This is a genomic window from Plantactinospora sp. WMMC1484, from assembly GCF_049315195.1.
Taxonomy (GTDB): Bacteria; Actinomycetota; Actinomycetes; order Mycobacteriales; family Micromonosporaceae; genus Plantactinospora.
Map to the genome: position 1 here is coordinate 3,907,704 of NZ_CP186055.1, position 21,998 is coordinate 3,929,701.

At 73.4% G+C, this 21,998-nt stretch carries 19 protein-coding genes and 1 pseudogene; 13 read left to right on the forward strand and 7 right to left on the reverse strand.

Features of this window, described 5'->3' with window-relative positions; all coding sequences use genetic code 11:
* Positions 1–15: 15 nt before the first annotated feature.
* From ACN28C_RS17175 to ACN28C_RS17200, 6 genes are all read right to left on the reverse strand, one after another.
* A complete protein-coding gene (locus tag ACN28C_RS17175; protein WP_422774440.1) occupies positions 16–834 on the reverse strand; it encodes an urease accessory protein UreD in 819 nt (272 codons plus the stop codon).
* Complete coding sequence (gene ureG / locus ACN28C_RS17180) at positions 834–1,487, reverse strand: urease accessory protein UreG (RefSeq protein WP_422774714.1); 654 nt, start codon at positions 1,485–1,487, stop codon at positions 834–836. Before ureG ends, ACN28C_RS17175 begins: the two co-directional genes overlap by 1 nt.
* 91 nt (positions 1,488–1,578) lie before the next feature.
* A complete protein-coding gene (locus ACN28C_RS17185; protein ID WP_422774441.1) occupies positions 1,579–2,247 on the reverse strand; it encodes an urease accessory protein UreF in 669 nt (222 codons plus the stop codon).
* 9 nt (positions 2,248–2,256) lie between these two features.
* Positions 2,257–3,966 (reverse strand): urease subunit alpha, encoded by a 1,710-nt coding sequence (locus ACN28C_RS17190; protein WP_422774442.1) that lies wholly within the window; start codon positions 3,964–3,966, stop codon positions 2,257–2,259.
* Positions 3,963–4,361 carry an urease subunit beta gene (locus ACN28C_RS17195; protein ID WP_422774715.1) on the reverse strand — a complete coding sequence of 133 codons (399 nt, stop codon included), beginning with the start codon at positions 4,359–4,361 and terminating at the stop codon, positions 3,963–3,965. The genes ACN28C_RS17190 and ACN28C_RS17195 overlap by 4 nt, the downstream gene beginning before the upstream one ends.
* Before the next feature lie 11 nt (positions 4,362–4,372).
* Entirely contained in the window at positions 4,373–4,675 is a 303-nt protein-coding gene (locus ACN28C_RS17200) for an urease subunit gamma (RefSeq protein WP_421493886.1), read from the reverse strand.
* Between the two features lie 445 nt (positions 4,676–5,120).
* Between ACN28C_RS17200 and ACN28C_RS17205 the strand changes: the two genes are divergently transcribed.
* The 3 genes from ACN28C_RS17205 to ACN28C_RS17215 are packed head-to-tail and all read left to right on the forward strand — an operon-like array spanning position 5,121 to position 6,884.
* Positions 5,121–5,870 carry a hypothetical protein gene (locus ACN28C_RS17205; protein ID WP_422774443.1) on the forward strand — a complete coding sequence of 250 codons (750 nt, stop codon included), beginning with the start codon at positions 5,121–5,123 and terminating at the stop codon, positions 5,868–5,870.
* On the forward strand, positions 5,867–6,499 hold the full coding sequence (locus ACN28C_RS17210; protein WP_422774444.1) for a hypothetical protein: 633 nt from the start codon (positions 5,867–5,869) through the stop codon (positions 6,497–6,499). Before ACN28C_RS17205 ends, ACN28C_RS17210 begins: the two co-directional genes overlap by 4 nt.
* The gene (locus ACN28C_RS17215; protein WP_422774445.1) at positions 6,477–6,884 is read left to right on the forward strand and encodes a hypothetical protein; all 408 of its coding nucleotides are present in this window, start codon (positions 6,477–6,479) and stop codon (positions 6,882–6,884) included. Before ACN28C_RS17210 ends, ACN28C_RS17215 begins: the two co-directional genes overlap by 23 nt.
* Positions 6,885–6,909: 25 nt before the next feature.
* Here ACN28C_RS17215 and ACN28C_RS17220 read toward each other — a convergent pair whose 3' ends face one another.
* Positions 6,910–7,563: an alpha-ketoglutarate-dependent dioxygenase AlkB gene (locus ACN28C_RS17220; RefSeq protein WP_422774446.1), complete on the reverse strand. Its 654-nt coding sequence runs from the start codon at positions 7,561–7,563 to the stop codon at positions 6,910–6,912.
* 144 nt (positions 7,564–7,707) lie between these two features.
* Between ACN28C_RS17220 and aspS the strand changes: the two genes are divergently transcribed.
* The 10 genes and pseudogenes from aspS (at position 7,708) to alaS (ending at position 21,983) form a co-directional block, all read left to right on the forward strand.
* A complete protein-coding gene (gene aspS, locus ACN28C_RS17225; protein ID WP_422774447.1) occupies positions 7,708–9,534 on the forward strand; it encodes an aspartate--tRNA ligase in 1,827 nt (608 codons plus the stop codon).
* A gap of 100 nt (positions 9,535–9,634) precedes the next feature.
* Positions 9,635–11,209, forward strand: coding sequence for a hypothetical protein (locus tag ACN28C_RS17230; protein ID WP_422774448.1), 1,575 nt, complete (start codon positions 9,635–9,637; stop codon positions 11,207–11,209).
* 174 nt (positions 11,210–11,383) lie between these two features.
* A complete protein-coding gene (locus ACN28C_RS17235) occupies positions 11,384–12,049 on the forward strand; it encodes a helix-turn-helix domain-containing protein (protein WP_422774449.1) in 666 nt (221 codons plus the stop codon).
* Positions 12,046–13,414 (forward strand): annotated as a pseudogene (locus tag ACN28C_RS17240) (MFS transporter); the annotation flags it as partial. The gene ACN28C_RS17235 and the pseudogene ACN28C_RS17240, both read left to right, overlap by 4 nt.
* A gap of 31 nt (positions 13,415–13,445) precedes the next feature.
* Positions 13,446–13,715, forward strand: a complete 270-nt coding sequence (locus tag ACN28C_RS17245; protein ID WP_422774450.1) for a hypothetical protein — start codon at positions 13,446–13,448, stop codon at positions 13,713–13,715.
* Between the two features lie 75 nt (positions 13,716–13,790).
* Positions 13,791–15,251 carry a replication-associated recombination protein A gene (locus ACN28C_RS17250; RefSeq protein WP_422774451.1) on the forward strand — a complete coding sequence of 487 codons (1,461 nt, stop codon included), beginning with the start codon at positions 13,791–13,793 and terminating at the stop codon, positions 15,249–15,251.
* A gap of 2,450 nt (positions 15,252–17,701) precedes the next feature.
* Complete coding sequence (locus tag ACN28C_RS17255; RefSeq protein WP_422774716.1) at positions 17,702–18,346, forward strand: hypothetical protein; 645 nt, start codon at positions 17,702–17,704, stop codon at positions 18,344–18,346.
* Between the two features lie 140 nt (positions 18,347–18,486).
* Entirely contained in the window at positions 18,487–18,957 is a 471-nt protein-coding gene (locus ACN28C_RS17260) for a DUF948 domain-containing protein (RefSeq protein WP_422774452.1), read from the forward strand.
* Between the two features lie 42 nt (positions 18,958–18,999).
* A complete protein-coding gene (locus tag ACN28C_RS17265; protein ID WP_422774453.1) occupies positions 19,000–19,305 on the forward strand; it encodes a hypothetical protein in 306 nt (101 codons plus the stop codon).
* Positions 19,302–21,983 (forward strand): alanine--tRNA ligase, encoded by a 2,682-nt coding sequence (gene alaS, locus ACN28C_RS17270; RefSeq protein WP_422774454.1) that lies wholly within the window; start codon positions 19,302–19,304, stop codon positions 21,981–21,983. The genes ACN28C_RS17265 and alaS overlap by 4 nt, the downstream gene beginning before the upstream one ends.
* Positions 21,984–21,998: the final 15 nt, after the last annotated feature.

The following is a 21,998-nucleotide window of genomic DNA, read 5'->3' on the forward strand; positions in this document are numbered from 1 at the left end:
CGCGGACGCGCCGGTTCAGCTCTCCGGAATGACACCTCGCCGGCCGCGATCAACTGACCCCTGCCCGCCCGTGGGGTTCGACAGCCGGTCCAGGTGGCTGCGGACGGACCGCGGATCGGCGCCGACTGCGCTGACCAGCACCGCCGGGCCGCCGGCCAGCGGCAGCACGGCCGCCGCGACCCCCGGGACTCCGGTCGCCTCCGCGCGCACCGGCCCGGCTGTCGCGTCGTAGCCACCGGAGGGATCGACCATCAGGAGGGTGCCGGCCGCGCCCGCACCGTCGAGCACCGCCGGCCCCGACCAGCCGGAAGCGCGGGGCCCGACCGCGAGATCGTTTCGGAGCAGCGTACGGCCGTCATACCTCAGCATCGTCTCGATCCGGACGTCGCCCGGGGACTCGGCGTGCCGGCCGCAGACCAGCTCCTCCCGCCAGTGCAGTTCCGCCCCCTCGGCCAGCTCGATCCGGCTGGTCGTCACGTGGTCGCAGCCGGCCGCCCCGATCAGCGGTTCGGGCAGCCAGCGCAGCGAACCGCCGGAGCCGACCCGGGCGGTCACCGTGAGCCGGGACCGCCCACCGGCCGGGCCGGGCAGGGCCAGCGAGGCGGCGACGCTGCGTACGCAGAGCCGCGCACCCGGGCCGACCTCGATGTCTAGCCGGAGGTCGTCGCCGCCGAGCGGGCCGGCCGCCCCGCCGACCAGGTGCAGGTGCAGCTCGCCGTCGGGACCGGGATGTCCGGTCCGCCGCAGCAGCAGCGGCGGGTCGCCGCGCAGCACCGCCGGTCGGGTACCCCGGGACGGGTCCGCCTCGACCGCGATCCGGGCCTCGGCGCGCATCAGACGCTCGGCCTCGCCGGCAGGAGAGCCCGGATCCAGGCCGCCACCTCGGTCGCCTTCGGATCCTCGACCAGGGAGAGGAAGACGGTGGGCAGCTCGCCCCTGCGGGCGGTCGCGTCCCGGGCCATCACCGACAGGTCGGCGCCGACCAGCGGAGCCAGGTCGGTCTTGTTGACCACGAGCAGGTCCGCCGAGGTGACGCCGGGACCGCCCTTGCGCGGCACCTTGTCACCGCCCGCCACGTCGACCACGAAGATCTGCCGGTCCACCAGACCCCGGCTGAAGGTCGCGGTCAGGTTGTCGCCACCGCTCTCCACCAGCACCAAATCGAGCGGACCCAGGGTCGCCGCCAACTCCTCCACGGCGTCCAGGTTGGCGGAGATATCGTCCCGGATCGCGGTGTGCGGGCAGCACCCGGTCTCCACCGCGCGGATCCGCTCGGCCGGCAGCACCCCGTTGCGGAGCAGGAAGTCGGCATCCTCGGTGGTGTAGATGTCGTTGGTCACCACGGCGAGCCGGAGCTCGTCGCCGAGTGCCCGGCACAATGCGGCGACCAGCGCGGTCTTGCCCGAGCCGACCGGGCCGCCGATGCCGACCCGCACCGGGCGGGACCCGTCGCCGGCACCGGCGGCCAGCGGCGGGTGCGGGTCGATCCCCGGGTCGGGATGTGTGTGCGGCACCTCGGCGTCCGGGTGCGTGTGCGGCACCTCGCCGGTGTGCGGTTCGTGGTGTGTGTCGTGGAGTTCAGGACGCAAAGAGACGCACCTCCCAGCTCGCGTGGATCTCGGCACCGATCTCCAGCAGCGGTGCGGAGTCGGCGGGTAGCAGGTCGACCAGCTCGTCGACCAGGGTCGCCGCCTCGGCACCGAGCCGGTCGCACTCGCCGGCCAGCCCGGCGAGGATGGCGTGCACCGCGTACGGGTCGAGGCCGAGCAGGCGTACGGCGGCACTCGCCGGCCCGCTGACCGACCCGTACGCCCCGGCGACCGCCGCCTCGGCGGGGGCGAGTCCCGCCGCCGCTGCCACGATGCCGAGCGCGATCGGATGGTGCCGGTCCCGGTGTGCCGGGTCGACCGACCAGATTGCCCGGCCGGCCCGGAGCAGGGCGCGCCCCTGCACCCGGGACGCGCGGCGCAGCGCCGGGGAGGGGGTGCGGGCCTCCAGCCCCTCGTCGAGGGCGTCCAGTCGGAGCGGGTCGGCCGATCCGGGCACCGATGCCGCGCAGGCGGCGGCGGTGAACGCGGCGGTGACCCGGCCGGTGGTGGCGAGCCGGCCACGCAGGAAACCGTCCAACCCGGCCAGGTCGCGGAGCCGACCGCTGGTCACCGCCGCCTCCAGCCCGCCCGAGTGGGCGTGCCCGCCGGCGGGTAGCCGGCCGTCGGCGAGGACGAGCAGGGTGGCCAGCGCGGTCATGGTGGCGTGTCAGAACAGGAAGTAGCGCTGGGCCATCGGCAACTCCATCGCCGGCTCCGGCTCGATGACGTCGCCGTCGATGCGTACCGTGAAGGTGTCCGGCTCGACCTCGATGCGCGGCAGGGCGTCGTTGCCCGGCAGGTCGGCCTTGCCCCGCGACCGCGTGTCGGCGACCGGCGCCAGCAGGCGGCGGATCCCGATCCGGTCGGCGAGCAGCGCGTCGATGGCGGCCGGGGAGACGAAGGCGAGGCTGGTCGCGGCCGGCACCGCGCCGTAGGCGCCGAACATCGGCCGGGGCAGCATCGGCTGTGGCGTCGGGATCGAGGCGTTCGCGTCACCCATCTGGGCGAGCGCGATCATGCCGCCCTTGAGGACCAGGTGCGGGCGTACCCCGAAGAAGGCCGGGTCCCAGAGGACCAGGTCGGCGAGCTTGCCCGGCTCCACCGAACCGACCTCGGCGTCGATGCCGTGCGCGACGGCCGGGCAGATCGTGTACTTGGCGACGTAGCGGCGGGCCCGCATGTTGTCCGCGGCGCCGTCGCCGGGCAGCGCCCCGCGCCGGGCCTTCATCACGTGCGCGGTCTGCCAGGTGCGCAGGATGACCTCGCCGACCCGCCCCATCGCCTGCGCGTCAGAGCCGATCATCGAGATCGCGCCGAGGTCGTGCAGCACGTCCTCGGCTGCCATCGTGCTGGGCCGGATCCGGCTCTCCGCGAAGGCGAGGTCCTCCGGCACCGTCGGGTTGAGATGGTGGCAGACCATCAGCATGTCGAGGTGCTCGTCGAGGGTGTTCCGGGTGTACGGCCGGGTCGGGTTGGTCGACGACGGCAGCACGTTCGGCTCGGCGGCGACCCGGATGATGTCCGGCGCGTGCCCGCCGCCCGCCCCCTCGGTGTGGTACGCGTGGATCGACCGGCCGCCGATCGCCCGCAGGGTGTCCTCGACGAAACCGGCCTCGTTGAGCGTGTCGGTGTGGATCGCCACCTGCACCCCGGAGGCGTCGGCGACCCGCAGGCAGGCGTCGATCGCGGCCGGGGTGGTGCCCCAGTCCTCGTGCAGCTTGAAGCCGCCGGCCCCACCGCGAAGCTGCTCCCACATCGATTCTTCGCTGACCGTGTTGCCCTTGCCGAGCAGCAGCACGTTGACCGGCCAGGGGTCGAGCGCCTCCAGCATCCGGCCCAGATGCCAGGCGTTCGGGGTGACCGTGGTCGCCTTGGTCCCCTCGGCCGGGCCGGTGCCGCCGCCCATGATCGTGGTAACCCCACTGGCCAGCGCGGTCTCCAGGATCTGCGGGCAGATCAGGTGTACGTGGCTGTCGATCGCACCGGCGGTGAGGATCTTGCCGTTGCCGGAGATGATCTCGGTGCCCGGCCCGATCACCAGGTCGGGATGGACCCCGTCCATGGTGTCCGGGTTGCCGGCCTTGCCGAGCGCCACGATCCGGCCGTCCCGGATGCCGACGTCGGCCTTGAACACGCCCCAGTGGTCGAGCACCAGCGCACCCGTGATCACCGTGTCGGGGGCGCCGTCGGCCCGGGTGGCGAGCGACTGCCCCATCGACTCGCGGATCACCTTGCCGCCGCCGAAGACCGCCTCGTCGCCGTACCCGCAGCGGTCCTCCTCGACCTCGATCAGCAGGTTGGTGTCGGCGAGCCGGACCCGGTCACCGACGGTGGGACCGTAGAGCGCGGCGTACCGGCGCCGGTCGATGCCGCTCACGCCCCAGCCTCCCCGACGGCCTCCGGCGCGGCTGCCTGGTCGGCCTCCGGCTCCGCGGCCGCGGGGCCGGCCCTGGGGGCTTCCACCTCGTCGAGCGGTCCGGCACACTCGCCGCGCAGCCCCGGAATGGTCCGGGTGCCGCCGAACGGCACCAGGTCGACGTCCCGGCCGATGCCCGGCTCGAACCGCACCGACGTGCCGGCCGGTACGGCGAGCCGGTGCCCCCAGGCCGCCGCCCGGTCGAACTCCAGCGCCGGGTTCGCCTCCGCGAAGTGGTAGTGCGAGCCGACCTGCACCGGCCGGTCGGCGGTGTTCACGACGGCCAGCGTGCGGACGGGCCGGCCGGGATTGATCGTCAGGTCGCCCTCTCCGGGCAGCAGTTCACCGGGGATCACGCCCGCTCCCGTCATGGGATCGGCTCGTGTACGGTCACCAGCTTCGTGCCGTCGGGGAAGGTCGCCTCCACCTGCACCTCCGCGATCATCTCCGGGACACCGTCGAGTACGTCGTCGCGACCGAGCACGTTGCGTCCGGTCTCCATCAGTTCGGAGACGGTACGCCCGTCCCGGGCGCTCTCCAGCAGGAACGCCGTGATCACGGCGACCGCCTCCGGATGGTTGAGCCGGAGCCCGCGCTCACGTCGGCGCCACGCGAGATCGGCCGCGACATGGACCATCAGCCGTTCTTGCTCGTGACGGGTGAGGAACATCTACACCTCCGCAGCGGGCGAGGACTCAGCGGATCGTGTCAGTCAGAGATTTCGATGAGGTTACGACCGCCGCGTGCCGCCCCGACCCGCCGGGACTATTCCTTCTCCGTTCCTTCTCCGTCCGCGCCGCTCGATTGATGCGAATCTTGCTCAGAAATTGCTGTTCCCGCGACACCAGATCGTCAGGATCGCCGGGATTTCCGTACGGCGTGCTGGGATAGGCGGGTGTGTCCGTGATTTGTCTGGTTGAGGAAATGTCCCGTGGGTGGGACATCAGTAACATGAGTGATATCCGGGGTGACCGAGTCCGTCGATCACAGGCCAGGCGGCCCGGCCGGCGGTAAGGGCAGTGAGCTGTACAGACCCGCGGGGCGGGCGGAGCGGCGTCGGGCGTGTACCTGTCGCGGTAGCCCGCCACCCCACGAGGTCTGTTCGGGAGAGACCCATGCTTCCACCGCTCGCATCGTTGACCCGTTGGCCGGGACCGGACTCCACCGGGGTTCCGGCCGACGCCACCCTCACCCCGTCCGGCTCACTGGAACTGCACGAGGATGGTCAGGTCGTCACGGACCTGGACATCACCGGACGGGTGAGCGTCCACGCCAGGGACGTCACGATCCGCCGATCGAGGATCACCTCCGACGGCGTCACCTTTCCGATCCGCACCTTCTCCCCGGCGGCCAACCTGGTGGTCGAGGACGTCGAGATCGACGGCGGCGGAGCCGCTCCGGCGGGCGTCTGCCTCGACGACTACACGCTGCGCCGGGTCAACCTCCACCACGTGCAGGACGGGGCCTGGTTGGGGTCCCGGGTCACCGTCGTCGACTCGTGGATCCACGACCTGGCCCGGGTGCCCGACTCGCACAACGACTGCCTGCGGGTCACCGGTGCCGGCGACATCGTCATCCGGCACAACCGGCTGGACGCGTACCGGCCGGGTGTGGCGGATCCGACGAACTCCTGCCTCGCCCTCGGCCCGGCGGTGCACAACCTCCGCTTCGAGGACAACCTCTGCGACGGCGGTCTCTACAGCATCGGGGTCCGCCCCGACCTGGCCGCCTCGGCGATCGTGTTCCGGGGCAACGTCTTCGGCCGGCGCTACCGGATGGGCATCATCGCCCGGCCCCGGCATCCGGGCATCCGCTGGGACCGCAGCAACGTGTGGTTCGACAGTGGAGAGCCGGTCCTGCCATGAGTGCGGACGGCACCGGCTCGCCGGCCGCCCCGGGCGGGCGGCAGAGCCGGCAGTGGAACACGCAGCGGAACATGCGGGCGCGGCCGCTCAGAATCGTCTCGGGTCGTCATCCGTTCGAGGTGACGTCGCTGGCCACCGCGCTGCTCTGTGGCGGGCTCCTGGTCGGGCTCGACAGTCGCCCCCGGTCGGTCGTCGTCGCCATGCCCGACCTGCTGGAGCAGACCTGGGCCGTCGGCCTGATCGTCACCGGTCTCGCCGGACTGGCCGGAATCGGCTGGCGGGGCCATTTCGCCACCGGCCTGGGGGTTGAGCTCGGCGCGCTGCTGGGTCTCGGTGCCGTGACCGGGATGTACGCCGTAGCCCTCTTCGTCGTCTCCGGTGCCGGGGCGTTGGCGGCCGGCCTGTTCCTCGCCGCCGTGGCCGTCGCCTCCTGGTGGCGCTGTTTCCAGATCGCCCGTTTTCTCTACCACCTGGCCCGGCTGGACCTGCGGTCCGACGGTGTCGAGGGCCGGCGGTCCGACGGTGTCGAGGGCCGGCGGTCCGACGGTGTCGAGGGCCGGCGGTCCGACGGTGTCGAGGCACCGGTACCGGCGGAAGGAGGATCCGGTGATCGCCTCAGCGCCTCCTGACTCGGGTCCACCCTGGGTGCAGATCCTGCTCTCCGCGATCGGCATTCTCGGTGGTGGTGGCGGGATCGCGTCGGTCGCCGCCGTCCTGTCGCAGCGGCGCCGGTTCCGGGCGGACGCCGCGGAAGTCCTCACCGATACCGCGCTCGCCCTGATCCAGCCGCTCAAGCTCCGGGTCGCGGAGCTGGAGGCGGAGACCGTCGTGGCCCGGCAGCAGGTGGAGACGGCGACCCGGGAGGTATCCGAACTGCGGATGGCGGTCCGGGAGGCGACCGTGATGATCCGGCGCTGGCGGTCGGCGATCCTCGCCCCGGACGCCACACTCGGTCAGCTCCGCACCCTCGTCTCCAACACCAGGCCCTGGTACGACGACATCGACCAGGGATGACGCGGTCGCTTCACCCCACCGGCGATCACCGGACGCCGAGGGGGCGGAACTGAACGCTGACCCGGGGGCCGACCGGTCGGGAGGTCTTCGGGACGGCATGTTCCCAGGTGCGCTGGCAGGAGCCGCCCATCACCACCAGGTCGCCGTGCCCGAGCAGGAAGCGAAGGCTCGGCCCGCCGCCACGCGGACGCAGCAGCAGCGGCCGGGCCGAGCCGAAGGAGACGATCGCGACCATGGTGTCCTCCCGGGCCGACCGGCCGATGGTGTCGCCGTGCCAGGCGACGCTGTCCCGGCCGTCGCGGTAGAGGCACATCCCGGCGGTGACGAAGGGCTCGCCCAGCTCGGCGGCGTAGTGCCGGCCGAGCCGTTGCCGGGCCGTGTCGAGCAGCGGGTGGGGGAGCGGCTCGTCGCCGGCGTACCAGCGGAGCAGGCGGGGGACGTCGACCACGCCGTCGTACATCCGGCGGCGCTCGGCCTGCCAGTCGACCTCGTCGAGGAGCGTGCGCAGCACGGCGTCGGAGCCGCGGACCCAGCCGGGCAGGTGGTCGACCCAGGCACCGGAGCTCAGCTCGTGCCGTCGCAGCGCTCCGGCGAGCGGACCGAGGCCGGCACCGTCCCCGGCGATCCCGTCGCCGGAGGCGAGATCCAGCATCGAGGGCTGGTAGGCGCCGCTGGTCATCCGGCCATGGTAGCCGCGCGGTCGAACGCACGTACGACAGGTGACCGCGTCGACGGGTGGGTCGCCGGGCGGTCCGGGCCGTCCTGACAGAATGTCGGGGCAGCAGCCCGGACCACCCGGAGCAGACGTGAGGAGACACCTGTCGTGATCCGTACCCAGAACGCCGGCACCCTGCGCGCGACGGACGCCGGCCGCACGGTGACCCTCGCCGGTTGGGTCGCCCGCCGGCGGGACCACGGCGGAGTCATCTTCGTCGACCTGCGGGACGCCTCCGGTGTGGTGCAGGTGGTGTTCCGGGAGGGGATGGAGTCGGCGCACGCGCTGCGCAACGAGTTCTGCATCCAGGTGACCGGCGAGGTGACCCGGCGTCCCGAGGGGAACGACAACCCCGAGCTGGTCACCGGCGAGATCGAGGTCACGGTCAACCGGCTGGAGATCCTTTCCGAGGCCGCGCCGCTGCCGCTGCCGGTGGACGACCAGGTCGAGGCCGGTGACGACGTACGCCTCAGGTACCGCTACCTGGACCTGCGCCGCAGCGGCCCCGCTCGGGCGATGCGGCTGCGCTCGCACGCCAGCCAGCTCGCCCGGGGCGTGTTGCACGCCCGCGACTTCCTGGAGATCGAGACGCCGACCCTGACCCGGTCGACGCCGGAGGGCGCCCGCGACTTCCTGGTGCCGGTACGGCTGCAGCCCGGCACCTGGTACGCCCTGCCGCAGTCCCCGCAGCTCTTCAAGCAGTTGCTGATGGTCGGCGGGATGGAGCGCTACTACCAGATCGCCCGCTGCTACCGGGACGAGGACTTCCGGGCCGACCGGCAGCCCGAGTTCACCCAGCTCGACATCGAGATGTCGTTCGTCACCCAGGACGACGTGATCGACCTCGGCGAGGAGATCGTCACCACGCTCTGGCGGGAGCTGGCCGGGCACGAGATCAGCCGGCCCATTCCCCGGATCACCTGGCACGACGCCATGGACCGGTACGGCTCCGACAAGCCCGACCTGCGATTCGGGGTCGAGTTGACCGAGCTGACCGACTACCTGCGCGGCACCGCGTTCCGGGTCTTCGCCGGGGCGATCGACGCGGGCGGCTACGTCGGTGCCGTGGTGATGCCGGGCGGCGCCGGGCAGACCCGCAAGGAACTCGACGGCTGGCAGGACTGGGCCAGGGCGCGTGGCGCCCGGGGCCTGGCATACGTGGTGCTGGACGCCGAGTCCGGCGAGGCCCGGGGCCCGGTGGCCAAGAACCTCTCGGCCGAGCACCTCGCCGGGCTGGCCGACGCCGTCGGCGCCAAGCCGGGGGACGCGGTCTTCTTCGCGGCGAGCACGGAGCGGCGGGAGGCGCAGGAACTGCTCGGCGCCGCACGGGTCGAGATCGCCCGCCGGGCCGGCCTGATCGACGAGAGCGCCTGGGCGTTCTGCTGGGTGGTCGACGCGCCGATGTTCGAGCCGGCCTCCGACTCCGAGAACGGCCGGGCGGGTGGCTGGACCGCGGTGCACCACCCCTTCACCTCGCCGAACGCCGAGTGGATGGAACGGTTCGAGGAGGCACCCGACCGGGCGCTGGCGTACGCGTACGACATCGTCTGCAACGGCAACGAGATCGGTGGCGGCTCGATCCGTATCCACCGGGCAGACGTACAGCGCCGGGTCTTCGACCTGCTCGGAATCGGTCCGGAGGAGGCGGCCGACAAGTTCGGCTTCCTGCTGGAGGCGTTCAAGTACGGCCCTCCGCCGCACGGCGGGATCGCCTTCGGCTGGGACCGGGTCTGCATGCTGCTGGCCGGGGCCGAGTCGATCCGCGAGGTCATCGCCTTCCCGAAGACCCGGGGCGGGTTCGACCCGCTGACGAGCGCACCGACCCCGATCACCGCGCAGCAGCGGGCCGAGGCCGGCATCGATGCCAAGCCGAAGCCGGCGGCCCCGGCGCACGGCGGCACCGCCGGAGTGGCAGCCCCGGTCGAGCCCTCCTGAGGCGTGTCGTTCCCTCCTGAGGCGTGTCGTTTTCCGAACATGGTTCGGCCTGGCCGGGGGCGGCGGCAATTGATTTGCTTTGGATGCGCATACTCGGTCCATGGCGCCCAACCCTGATCTGATCATCGATGTCGACCCCAGCGAGGCGGGGTCGGAAATAATTCGGACCGTGGTCCTGCCCTGGTCCGGGCAGAGCGTCCCGCTGCGGATCCCGGCCGGGATGAGTGACGGCAGCATCCTGCGGCTGCCCGGGATCGGGCCGGTGGTCGCGCCGGGTGCCCCGCCCCGGGACGCGTACGTGCAGCTCCGGATCGTGCCGGGCGGAGGCGGCGCGGTCCCCGCGAGTTTCGGTGCTGCACCGTTCGGTATGCCCGGCCCGGTTCCGCCCGTGACGTCGGCCCCGCCGACGACCTCGTTCGGTGCGCCGCCGCCGGTGTCGGGTCCGCCGACGGGTCCGTTTGATGCGCCGCCGCCGACGACCTCGTTCGGTGCGCCGCCGCCGGTGTCGGGTCCGCCGACGGGTCCGTTTGATGCGCCGCCGCCGACGACCTCGTTCGGTGCGCCGCCGCCGCCGGTGTCGGGTCCGCCGACCGCTCAGTTCGGTGCGCCGCCGCCGCTCTCGGGCCCGCCGGGCCCGCCGTTCGGTGGCCTTCCCCCGTACGGTGCCTTCCCGCCGCCGCCGCCGTCCGGCGGATCGGGGCGAGGGAAGATCATTGCCATCGTCGGTGGCGCGGTTGCCGTGGTCCTGCTGATCGCATTGGCGCTGCCGCTGCTCTTCTGGGTCAACAACCGTGGCAGCGACGGCTCGCCGTCGAACGGGTCCGCCGCCGGGCCGGGCGGCGAGGCGTCGCCGAGCGCCTCCCCGGTCAGCGCCCAGGAATACCAGGCACTGCTCGCCGGGGTCGACAAGGCGGTGGCCCCGGGCTTCACCCAGCTCTCCGCGGCCAAGAATCCCAAGGCGGTGGGGATCGCCGCCGGCACCCTCGGGCGAGCCCTCGACCAGCAGATCACGGCGCTGTCGGCGGTGGTTCCGCCGGAGAACGCGGCCGGCGCCCACGCCGACCTGTTGCGTGGCCTGGAGGGCATGGTCGACTCGATCAGCGAGACCGGATCGGCGGCCGGAGCCGGAGAGGTCTGCCTCGGCTCGTCGGCGCTGGCCCGGATCAGCCGGGACGCCTCCGCCGACGACGTCCGCAGCGCTCAGCAGGCACTCGCGGCGGCGGATCCGGCGCAGCCGTACCAGGTCGGCGGCTTCGTGCCGAAGAAGACGACGGACGGTAACCGGCGGCTCGGCAACGGCGCGTACCTCAAGCGGGTCCGCAGCGGCATGGGCCAGCTCAAGATCGAAAACGGTGGCAGCAGCGACGCGGTCATCAACCTCGTCCTGGGCAGCGCCAAGACTCCGACGGTGAGCGTCTACGTCCGGGCCAAGGGCAAGCACACCGTCTCCTCGATCAAGGACGGTACGTACCGGATCTACATGACCGGCGGCAAGGACTGGGACGGTAAGGCCAAGGCGTTCAGCCGGAACTGCAACTTCCAGCGCTTCGAGGACACCTTCCGGTTCAGCACCACCTCCACCCAGTACACGATCTGGACGATCACGCTGACTCCGGTCGCCGGTGGCAACGCGCGGACCAGCGAGGTCGACCCGGGGGACTTCCCCGGTAGCTGACGTCAGCGGTCACGACCTCCCGGGGGAGGGAAGGGCGCCGGATGCCGGCCGGGGCGACGACCCGGCCGGCATCTCTTCGCGGTCGGCGCTTCGTGCGGGAGCGCCCTCCGCATCATGCACAGAATCTATGCACAACTATTGTGCATAGATTCTGTGCAGAGTTATTGTGCAACTATGCGGAGACAGCGCCCGGACGTCGACGATCAGCCGCCACCCTCGGTGGTGGCGCTCGACGGAAGCCAGATCCGCGTCCTGGCCCATCCGCTCCGTGCCCGCCTGCTGATCGCGCTCCGCTCGGACGGTCCGGCCACGGCGACCCGGCTGGCCCAGGCGCTCGGCACCAACACCGGGGCGACCAGCTACCACCTGCGGCAACTTGCCGACGCAGGTCTGGTCGCGGAGCTGCCGGACCACGGGTCCGGCCGGCAACGGTGGTGGCGGGCAGTGCACCAGTTCAGCAGTTGGCGCGGCACCGACTTCGCCGACGATCCTGATGCCCAGGCCGCGGCCGACTGGCTGCACCGGCACGCGGTGCGGCTACACGCCGAGCTGACCGAGCGCTGGGTGACCGAGCAGCACGGCTATCCGGTCGAGTGGCGGGACGCGGCGACCTTCTCCGACGTCCTGCTCCGGCTTACCCCGCAGCAGTTGCGGCAGCTCAACGACGAGATGCGGGCGGTGGTCGACCGCTACCGGCACGCCGTACCGGCGGTCGACGGCAGGGAGGAGGTCGCGCCCGGGGACGGTACCGAACAGGTGCTGCTCTACCTGCACAGCTTCCCGGTCCGCGGACCGCTCCCGCTGGCCGGAGGCGTCGCGGAGGACGGGGAGGGATCGTGAGCGTACTGACCGGCCGCCAGGTCCGACGGCGCTACCTGATCCTGCACGGGCTGCGCTGGCTGCCGACCGGGCTGCTGATCCCCGTGATCACGCTGCTGTTGCTGGAGCGCGGGCTCAGCCTGCCGCAGGTCGGGTTCGTCGTCGCGGCGCAGGGGCTGGTGGTGCTGGTCCTGGAGTTGCCGACCGGCGGGCTCGCCGACGCGTTGGGGCGCAAACCGGTGCTGGTCGGGGCCATGCTGGTCAACCTCGCGTCGCTCGCGCTCATCGCCGTCGGCGATTCCTTCGGCCTGCTCTTCCTCGCCTTCGTACTCCAGGGGATCTTCCGGGCTCTGGACAGCGGTCCACTCGAGTCGTGGTACGTCGACGCGACCCTCGCCGCCGACCCCGACGCGCCGATCGAGCGGGGGCTCAGCGCCGGCGGCGTCGTCCTCGGCGTCTGCATCGGCGCCGGGGCGCTGCTCGGCGGCGGCCTCGTCGCCCTCGGGCCGCTCGGTGGGGTCAGCGCCCTCACCCTGCCGGTGCTGGCGTCGATCGCCCTGGAACTCGTCGCCCTGGTCGCCCTGGTCGTGCTGCTGGTGGAGGTGCGCCCGGCCGCCGGCGCCGCCGCGCTGCGCAGCTCGCTGCGGGCGGTACCGGGCGTGGTCGGCGGGGCGCTCGGACTGGCCCGCCGCTCCCGGGTCGTGCTCGCGCTGATCGCCGTGGAGCTCTTCTGGGGCTTCGGGATGGTCACCTTCGAGGCGCTGCTTCCGGTCCGGCTGGCCGAGGTGCTCGGCGATCCGGAGCGGGCGGCGGCGTTGCTCGGACCGACCAGCTCGGCGGCCTGGCTCGCCTCGGCGGGGGGTGCGGCCCTCATCGCGTACGCGAGCAGGTGGCTGGGCGTGCCGCTGACCGCCGCGCTGCTCCGGATCCTCCAGGGGGCCACCGTCGTCGGGATGGCGCTGCTGGCCGGGCCGGCCGGGATAATCGCCGCCTACCTGCTCTGTTACGCCGTGCACGGCGCGTCCAACCCGCTGCACGCCGGGCTGCTGCACCGGCAGGTGGACGGTCCGTACCGGAACAGCGTCATCTCGCTCAACTCGATGGTGGCCCAGCCGGCCGGGGCGCTCGGCGGCGTACTGCTCACCTCGCTGGCCGCCGCGACGACCGTCAGTACGGCGATGGTGGTCGGTGCCGTCGTGCTGGCCGCCGCCGCGCCGCTCTACCTGCCCGCCTGGCGGGCGGCCCGTCGCCCTGCGCGCACCGGCCCGAGCGGCACCGACGAGACGCGGGCGGGCGAGTTGGTGAACCCGGGCCGCGAGTAGGGCCGGCCGGCCCGGCGGACCGGCACCCGCAGGGCCACCAGCATCGGGAGCGCAGCCGGCACGGGAGCGTGACCGACGCCGGTGGATTGGCGCGGGTGGCGCTCGGGTACATCCTGGCCGACCTACTGGGACCCCCACCGGAGGAACTGATGCTTGCCTATATCGCCGCCGGAGTCTTCGCCTTCGCGCTGCTGCTCGACCTCTTCGAAGAGGACCTCGGTGCGCCCGACCTGTTCAACTTCTCCACCCTGGTGCTGATCGGTCTGCTCTGCCTCGCCCTCTACCTCGCCGGGGTGGGGCGGGGTCCGGGTGCCGCCGGTGGTGGCGGGCGCTGGTACCGGGGCCGTCGGCCCGGCCGCGGCTGATCGGCCCCGGATCGCGACCGGCCCGGTTATCGGTGCATTTCCGGCACCGGAAATCGGGCCGGTACTGTCTTCGTGATGGAGTCCGACGGCCTGTTCAGTCTCGCCGATCCCGTTGCCGGGCGCACCGCGCCGGCCGGGACCGCCGCCGACGGCTTCACCGTACCGTCCGCGGACTCGCCGCTGCCGGTCCGGATGCGTCCGGCCAGCCTGGACGAGCTGGTCGGGCAGGACCACCTGCTCGCGCCCGGCGCGCCGCTGCGACAGCTCGTGACGGGTGGGTCACCGATGTCGGTGATCCTCTGGGGACCGCCGGGGAGCGGCAAGACCACCATCGCCCACCTGGTGGCCCGCGCCACCGAGCGACGCTTCGTGGCGATGTCGGCACTCTCCGCCGGAGTCAAGGACGTCCGGGCGGTGATCGAGACCGCCCGCCGGGAGCGCCGGTCCGGCGGGCCGCCGACCGTGCTCTTCATCGACGAGGTGCACCGGTTCAGCAAGACCCAGCAGGACTCGCTGCTGGCCGCGGTCGAGGACCGTACCGTCACGCTGCTGGCGGCGACCACGGAGAATCCGTACTTCTCGGTCATCTCGCCGCTGCTCTCCCGCTGCGTACTGCTCACCCTGCAGGCCCTGGACGATGACGCGGTACGCGGGCTGCTCCGCCGCGCCGTCACCGACGAACGCGGGCTGGCCGGTGCGCTCACCCTCGCCGCCGACGCCGAGGAGCATCTGGTCCGGCTCGCCGGTGGCGACGTCCGCAAGGCGCTCACCGCCCTGGAGGCGGCGGCCGGGTCGGCCACCGCGCAGGGCGGGACAGTGATCGACCTGGCAACCGCCGAGCAGGCGGTCGACGTGGCCGCGGTGCGCTACGACCGTGACGGCGACGCCCACTACGACGTGGTGAGCGCCTTCATCAAGAGCATGCGCGGCTCCGATGTGGATGCCGCGCTGCACTGGCTGGCCCGGATGTTGGTCGCCGGCGAGGACGCCCGGTTCATCGCCCGGCGGATCGTGATCTTCGCGAGCGAGGACGTCGGGATGGCCGATCCCACCGCGCTGGGTGTGGCGACCGCCGCCGCGCACGCGGTGGAGTACGTCGGGTTGCCGGAGGCACAGCTCAACCTGGCCCAGGCGGTGGTCCACATGGCCACCGCGCCCAAGTCCAACTCGGCGACCACGGCGATCGGTGCCGCCATGGCGGACGTGCGGGCCGGCCGGGGTGGATCGGTGCCCCGGGCACTGCGCGACGCACACTATGCCGGCGCGCGCGGCCTGGGGCACGGCACCGGATACCGCTACCCGCACGACGACCACCGGGGCGTGGTCACCCAGCAGTATCTGCCGGACGACCTCGTCGGAGTCGACTACTACCAGCCGAGCGGGCACGGCGCGGAGCGGGCGGTCGCCACCCGGCTGCCGCTGCTGCGCCGGATCATCCGGGGGCAGCCGGCAGTCCCGGCCACTGCGAAGGACATCGGGCACGGCAAGGTGAGACCAGACGGTGGCGGGACATCCGCGGGGGAGGAACAGCAGTGAGATCGCGCGGTTCGGAGCGGGGCGAGGACGGCCACGACGAGCGGCGGGAACCACGGAGCAAGGGACGCCGCTGGGGCCGGGGCAAGCCGTCGGAGGACGTTCCGGCCGTGGGGCCGGAGGTCAGCAGGGAAGAACTCGGATGGATCACCGATCTGCGTACCGCCAAGGAGCAGAAAGCCGACATCGGCCCGGCCGAGGGCACCACGCCGGCCGATCCGCCGGCCCGGCTCCCCGCCGCGTACGAGCGGCTGCCGGAGGGCGGAGCGGACGGCGACGGTCCGATGCCGTCGCACGGGGCGGCCGCCGTGGCGCCGATGGGTGCTCCCGGCCCGCGCCGGACTGACGAGGCGGCGCCGGAGCCGGGATCGCGCCGGCACGGGCGGGAGGTCCCGGATCCAGGACAGTCCGCCCGGAGCGCTGGCCCTCAGCTGCCGCACGTCGAGCCGCAGCAGCCGCGGTCGCCGGCCGCTCCGCCGCCATCCGTCGTGCCACAGGTCGTGCCGGCCCCGCCGCTCGGCCGGGCGGGCCGCAACGAGTCGGCCCATTCGACGGCCTGGTCCGGGCCGGCGCCGGAGCGACGGTCGGCCGGCGACCGTGCCGACGCGCCGGTTCCGCGCACCGGCGCCACACCGTGGCCGGGTGAACCCGTGCCCTCCGCCGGGCACCAGCCCCGGCACGGTGCCCCGGCCACCGAACCGGCTCCAGACCGGCGGGCAGCGGGTGGCCGGGCCGAGGAATCGCCGGGACGCCGTGCCGCGTCGCCGGGCGGTGAGTCGGTCGAGGGTCGGCACGGCCGGCCGGCGGGCCCCGCGGCCGGCGCCTTCGCCGCCCCGGCGAGCCCGGGCGGCCCGGCCGGCTGGTCCGGGACACCGGGCGCATCCGTGAGTGGCGAGTTCGTCGTTCCCGCCTCGGGCAACGCCCCGCCGCTGCCGACGGCACCCACCACGGGGGCGCCGAGCCGGGTCGGCGTACCGGAACGCGATGCCGGCGAATCGGGACGCGGCGGTCCGCCGCTCGACGCCCGCCGGCCGGGTGCGGGTCCGGCATCCGGCACGCCCGTGTCCGGAACCGGAGCGCATGCCGGCGGCGTGGGCTCGCATGCTGCCGGTACGCATCCGCAGCCCGGCGCCGGGGGAGTACATGCCGCCCCTGCGGGAGCGCATGCCGTCGATCGTGACGACCGTTTCTCCGGGCCGGAGCCCGGCCGCCCGGAGCGTACCCATCGGGAGCGGCCGGCGGACTGGATCCGGAAGGCGGGCCGCGGCGGCGTCCGCCCGGTCACCCCGGCCGCCGGGTACGGGCCGCCGACCTCGGGTACCGGGGTCGGTGCGCTGCCACCGGTCCACGGCGGTCCGGCTCATTCCGATCCACCGGCCGCCCGTCCGGCGGGCGGACCGGATCCGGCAACCGCGCCCGGCCGGGCGCCCGGCCGACGTCACGCCGCGCCGGACGGCTTCGACGGTGGGCGCCATTCCGGACCGGAGGGCTTCGACGGTGGGCGCCACGCGGGGCCGGGCCAGCGTGAGGACCGGCCGTCCGAAGACGTTCGCGAGGGTGGCCGGGCCGCCCGGGGCCGGGCCGGCGGCGGAGGACCGCTCGGTGCCGAGGGCCCTGGTGGGGCACGGCACGGCGGGCTGCCTCCGGTGGTACCGGGCCGGCAGGGTGCGGTCGGGCCATCCGGTCCCGCCCACCGCGACGACCGCCCGACGTCCGGCGGTCCGGTCGGTCCGTCCGGCGGTCTCTCCGGTCCGTCCTCGGCCGGTGCTCCGTCCGTGCCGGGCGGTGGACGGCGAAGTGTGGTGCCGCCGCGCGGCGCTGTTCCGCGGCATCTGGAGCCGGGGGACGAGCCAGGCCCCCAGCCCAACGCCGCCGCGTCCGGCAGGCCCACGGTCGAACCGGCCGACCGGCGCGGTGCACCGGGTGGCCGGTACTCCGTCGAACCGGCCGGGCGGAGCGGCCCGCCGGCACCCGGAGGCGGTCGCGGCGACGGCCCCGCCGGCCGGGCGTCCGGACGGGGACCGGGGGCCCCCGTCCATCCCGGGCCGAGGACCGCACCGCCCGACGACCCGGCCGGTACGCCCGGCACGACCTCCCGGTCCACGCCGGGCGAAGCCGTCCGCCCGGCACCGGCCCGCCCCGGCCCCGGTGGGCCGGCCGGCCCGGCTCGCCCGGACCCGATGGCTCGCCCGGACCCGCCGGTACGCCCGGACCCGCCGGTACGCCCGGACCCGCCGGTACGGCCGCCGGTGCGTCCGGCCGGCACCGCCCGCCCCGACGGCCCGTCCCGACCCGAGGTTGCGGTGCGGGCGGCTGCCGCGCCCACGACCGGCGGCCCCCGACGCGATGGTTCGGCCGGTCCGGGCGGACTCCGGCCGGACGGTTCGGGCGCGGAGGACCGGCCCGAACCGGCGGGACCGTCGACGGAACCGGCCAGGGGCGCCCGGGCGGATCTGCGGCACCAGCTCCGCGAGCAGCGGCGGCTGAAGACGATCGCCCTGCTCCTGGCCAGCCTGCTGGTGCTCGGTGCGCTGCCGACGTACTTCGGGGTACGGGCCGCCACCCGCGATCCGGTCTTCAACTCCCTCGACGCGCTGGCCGTGCCCTCCTGGGCCGCGACCGACACGGTGGACGGGGTGAGTGGCAGCCGATGGTGTCTGCTGGAGTGCCGGTTCCGGGAGCGGACCGTCGACTCCGCGCGCGGCTGGGAGGAGACCGCGCAGGTTTACGAGACCGCACTCTCCCGCGAGGGGTGGCGGCCGTGGAAGGTGGCGCTCTGCCCGGAGCAGCCGGTCGAGGGGCACTACACCTGCTGGCGCCGTGACGAGTTGACCCTCGACATGTGGATCCGGCAACCGGCCTGCGCCGAGTCGGACGGCACCGCGCCGGGTGTCAGCCCGGCACCCGACGCGGCCAGGGCGGGTGAGGAGGACTGCCCGGAGTCGGTGGTCTCGATCAAGGTCCGCAACGCGATCGAAGACGACCGGATCGGGCCGCAGCCGAGCACCGATCCGTCGCTGACCGGTGTGGACCCGGACCCGATCTTCACCGACGATCCGCTCCGCGAGCTGCTGACACCCACACCGACCCCGTCGTGAGGCCGGTGGTCGTCACCGACGGTAGGGTGCGGGTTGGTACTCCGACCGGCATTCCGGGTACCTGTCGTCACGCGGCCGCCCGGATGTCCGGGTGAGACGGTCGCGCGCGATGTCGAGACGGCGCATGGAGGAGGAGACGGGTGGACGCTGGAGAGATCGGTCAAGTCGCTGCGCTCGTGGCGGCCGGTGCGTTCCTGATGCTGGTGTTGGTGCTGGCCAGGCCGATCTGGCGGCTGGGCAACACGGTGGACGCGGCCACCCGGGCGATCAACGACGTCAACGACCGCACGGCGCCGCTGCTCGCCAACATGAACGTCACGGTCGAGAACGTGAACACCGCCCTGGGGCAGGTGCACACCTCGCTGGACGGGGTGAACATCCAGCTTGCCAAGATCGACACGATGACCGGGCACGCCCAGAACGTCACCGCCAACATCGCCAACCTGAGCACGGTGGTCTCGGCCGCCGCGGCCAACCCGCTGGTCAAGGTGGCGGCCTTCGGGTACGGCGTGCGTAAGGCCGCCTCCGCCCGGCGCCGGGCCGAGGACGAGCGCGAGGTCCGGGCCACCCTGAAGCAGCAGCGCCGGGCCGCGCGGCGCGGCGGGCGCTGACCCGCCGTACGCGGCGATCCGGCACCGAGGAAGGATGAGCCCATGAGACGACTGCTCTGGCTGGGCATCGGGCTGGCCGTCGGCGCGCTGGTGGTCCGCAAGCTGACCCGCACCGCCCAGGCGTACACGCCGCAGGGGATCGCCGGCTCGGTGGCGGAGTCCGCCGGTGGGCTGGTCCGGTCCCTGCGCGACTTCGCCGACGACGTGCGGGACGGCATGGCCGAGCGCGAGCAGCAGATCCACCAGGCGTTCGCCGAGGGCGTGGCATTCGACGACCAGTTCGAGGAGCTGCGCGACGACCCGAGGATCGGCGACCGCGAGTTGTTTCCGGAGGAAGGCACCAGATGAGAACGGCGGAAGTCAAGCGGCGCTACCTGGCGCACTTCGAGGCCAACGGGCACACGGTGGTGCCGTCCGCTCCGCTGCCGGCGATCGACGACCCGAACCTGCTCTTCGTCAACGCCGGCATGGTGCAGTTCGTGCCGTACTTCCTCGGGCAGCAGACGCCGCCGTTCAACCGGGCGGTGTCGGTGCAGAAGTGCATCCGTACCCCGGACATCGACGAGGTCGGCAAGACCAGCCGACACGGCACGTTCTTCCAGATGAACGGCAACTTCTCCTTCGGTGACTACTTCAAGGAGGGGGCGATCTCGCTCGCCTGGGAGCTGGTCACCAAGCCGGTCGCCGACGGCGGCTTCGGGCTGGACCCGGAGCGGATCTGGCCGACGGTCTACCTCGACGACGACGAGGCCGAGGCGCTCTGGCGCAAGATCGGGGTGCCGGCGGAGCGGATCGTCCGGCGCGGCAAGGCGGACAACTTCTGGTCGATGGGGATCCCCGGTCCGTGCGGCCCCTGCTCCGAGATCTACTACGACCGGGGCCCGGCGTACGGCGCCGAGGGCGGTCCGGCCGTCGACGAGGACCGCTACCTGGAGTTCTGGAACCTGGTCTTCATGCAGTTCGAGCGGGGTCCGGGCACCGACAAGGAGAACTTCCCGATCCTGGGTGACCTGCCGGCGAAGAACATCGACACCGGCATGGGCCTGGAGCGGATGGCCGCGATCCTGCAGGGCGTCGACAACCTCTACGAGATCGACGAGGTCCGGCCGATTCTGGACCGGGCGGCGGAGCTGACCGGCCGACGCTACGGCGCCCACTCCGGGCACGCGGCGAGCGAGTCGCACCCGGACGACGTACGGCTGCGGGTGGTCGCCGACCACGTGCGGACCGCGCTGATGCTGATCGGTGACGGGGTGACCCCGGCCAACGAGGGGCGCGGCTACGTGCTGCGCCGGATCATGCGGCGGGCGATCCGGGCGATGCGGCTGCTCGGCTGGCAGGAGCGGGCACTGCCCGAGCTGCTGCCGGTGGCCCGGGACTGCATGTCCCCGTCGTACCCGGAACTGGCGGGCGAGTTCGACCGGATCTCCTCGTACGCGTACGCCGAGGAGGACGCCTTCCTGGCCACCCTGCGGGCCGGTACGACGATCCTGGACACCGCGATCGCCGAGACCCGGTCGGCGGGCGGCGGCAGGCTCTCCGGTGACAAGGCGTTCCAGCTGCACGACACCTACGGTTTCCCGATCGACCTGACCCTGGAGATCGCGGCCGAGCAGGGGCTCTCGGTGGACCAGGACGGGTTCCGTCGGCTGATGGCCGACCAGCGGGCCCGGGCGAAGGCCGACGCACAGGCCCGCAAGACCGGGCACGTCGACCTCTCCGCCTACCGTTCCGTGCTCGACTCCGGCGGCCCGGTGCAGTTCACCGGCTACACCGAGGTGTCCCGGGAGTCGAGGGTGCGGGCGCTGCTCGGCACCGGTGGCGCGCCGGTCGAGGTGGCCGGCGAAGGCGACACCGTCGAGCTGGTGCTGGACGTGACCCCGTTCTACGCCGAGGGCGGTGGCCAGCAGCCCGACGTCGGCCTGGTCACCGTCGGGGCCGGCCAGGTCGAGGTGCTCGACGTGCAGCAGCCGGTGCCGGGGCTGATCGTGCACCGGGCCCGGGTGGTCCGGGGCGAGGTACGCACCGGCGAGGCCGGCCTCGCCGAGATCGACGTGATCCGGCGGCGGGCGATCTCCCGGTCGCACACCGCCACCCACCTGGTACACCAGACGATGCGCAACTTCCTCGGCGAGTCCGCGACCCAGGCCGGTTCGCTGAACGCGCCGGGGCGACTGCGGTTCGACTTCAACACCCCGACCGGGGTGGCGCCGAGCGTGCTCCGCGACGTCGAGCAGCAGGTCAACGAGGTTCTCCTGGCCGACCTGGAGGTGCACGCCTTCATCACCTCGCAGGCGGAGGCGCGCCGGCTCGGCGCGATGGCGCTCTTCGGCGAGAAGTACGGCGACGAGGTGCGGGTCGTCGAGGTCGGCGACTACGCCCGCGAGCTCTGCGGCGGCACCCACGTGGCCCGCTCTGCCCAGCTCGGCCTGGTGAAGATTCTCTCCGAGTCGTCGATCGGCTCCGGGGTCCGCCGGGTGGAGGCGCTGGTCGGCCTCGACGCGTTCCAGTTCCTGGCAAAGGAGCACCTGCTGGTCTCCCGGCTGGCCGAGCTCTACCGGGTCCCCGGCGACCAGGTGGCCGACCGGGTCGAGCAGACGGTGGCGCAGCTCCGCGAGGCCGAGCGGGAGCTGGAGAAGCTCCGCGCCCAACTGGTCCTGGGCGGTGCCGGGGCGCTCGCCGCCGCCGCCCGGGACATCCGGGGGGTGGCCTTCGTCGGCACCGAGGCGCCGGAGGGGGCGGCCGGCAACGACGTGCGTACCCTCGCCCAGGAGATCCGGGGCAAGATCGACCAGGCCCGGCCGGCGGTGGTCGCGGTGGCGGCCCGGGCCAACGGCAAGGCGTCGCTGGTGGTCGCGGTCAACGGTGCGGCCAGGGAGCGGGGCGTCTCGGCGGCGGTCCTGGTCAAGGGGGCGCTCTCCGGCCGGGGTGGCGGCAACGCCGACCTGGCCCAGGGTGGCGGCCTGCCGGCCGGCGAGGCGCCGAACCTGCTGGCCGCGGTCGAGAAGGCGCTCGCCGAGGCGTGACGTCCGAGCCTGCTC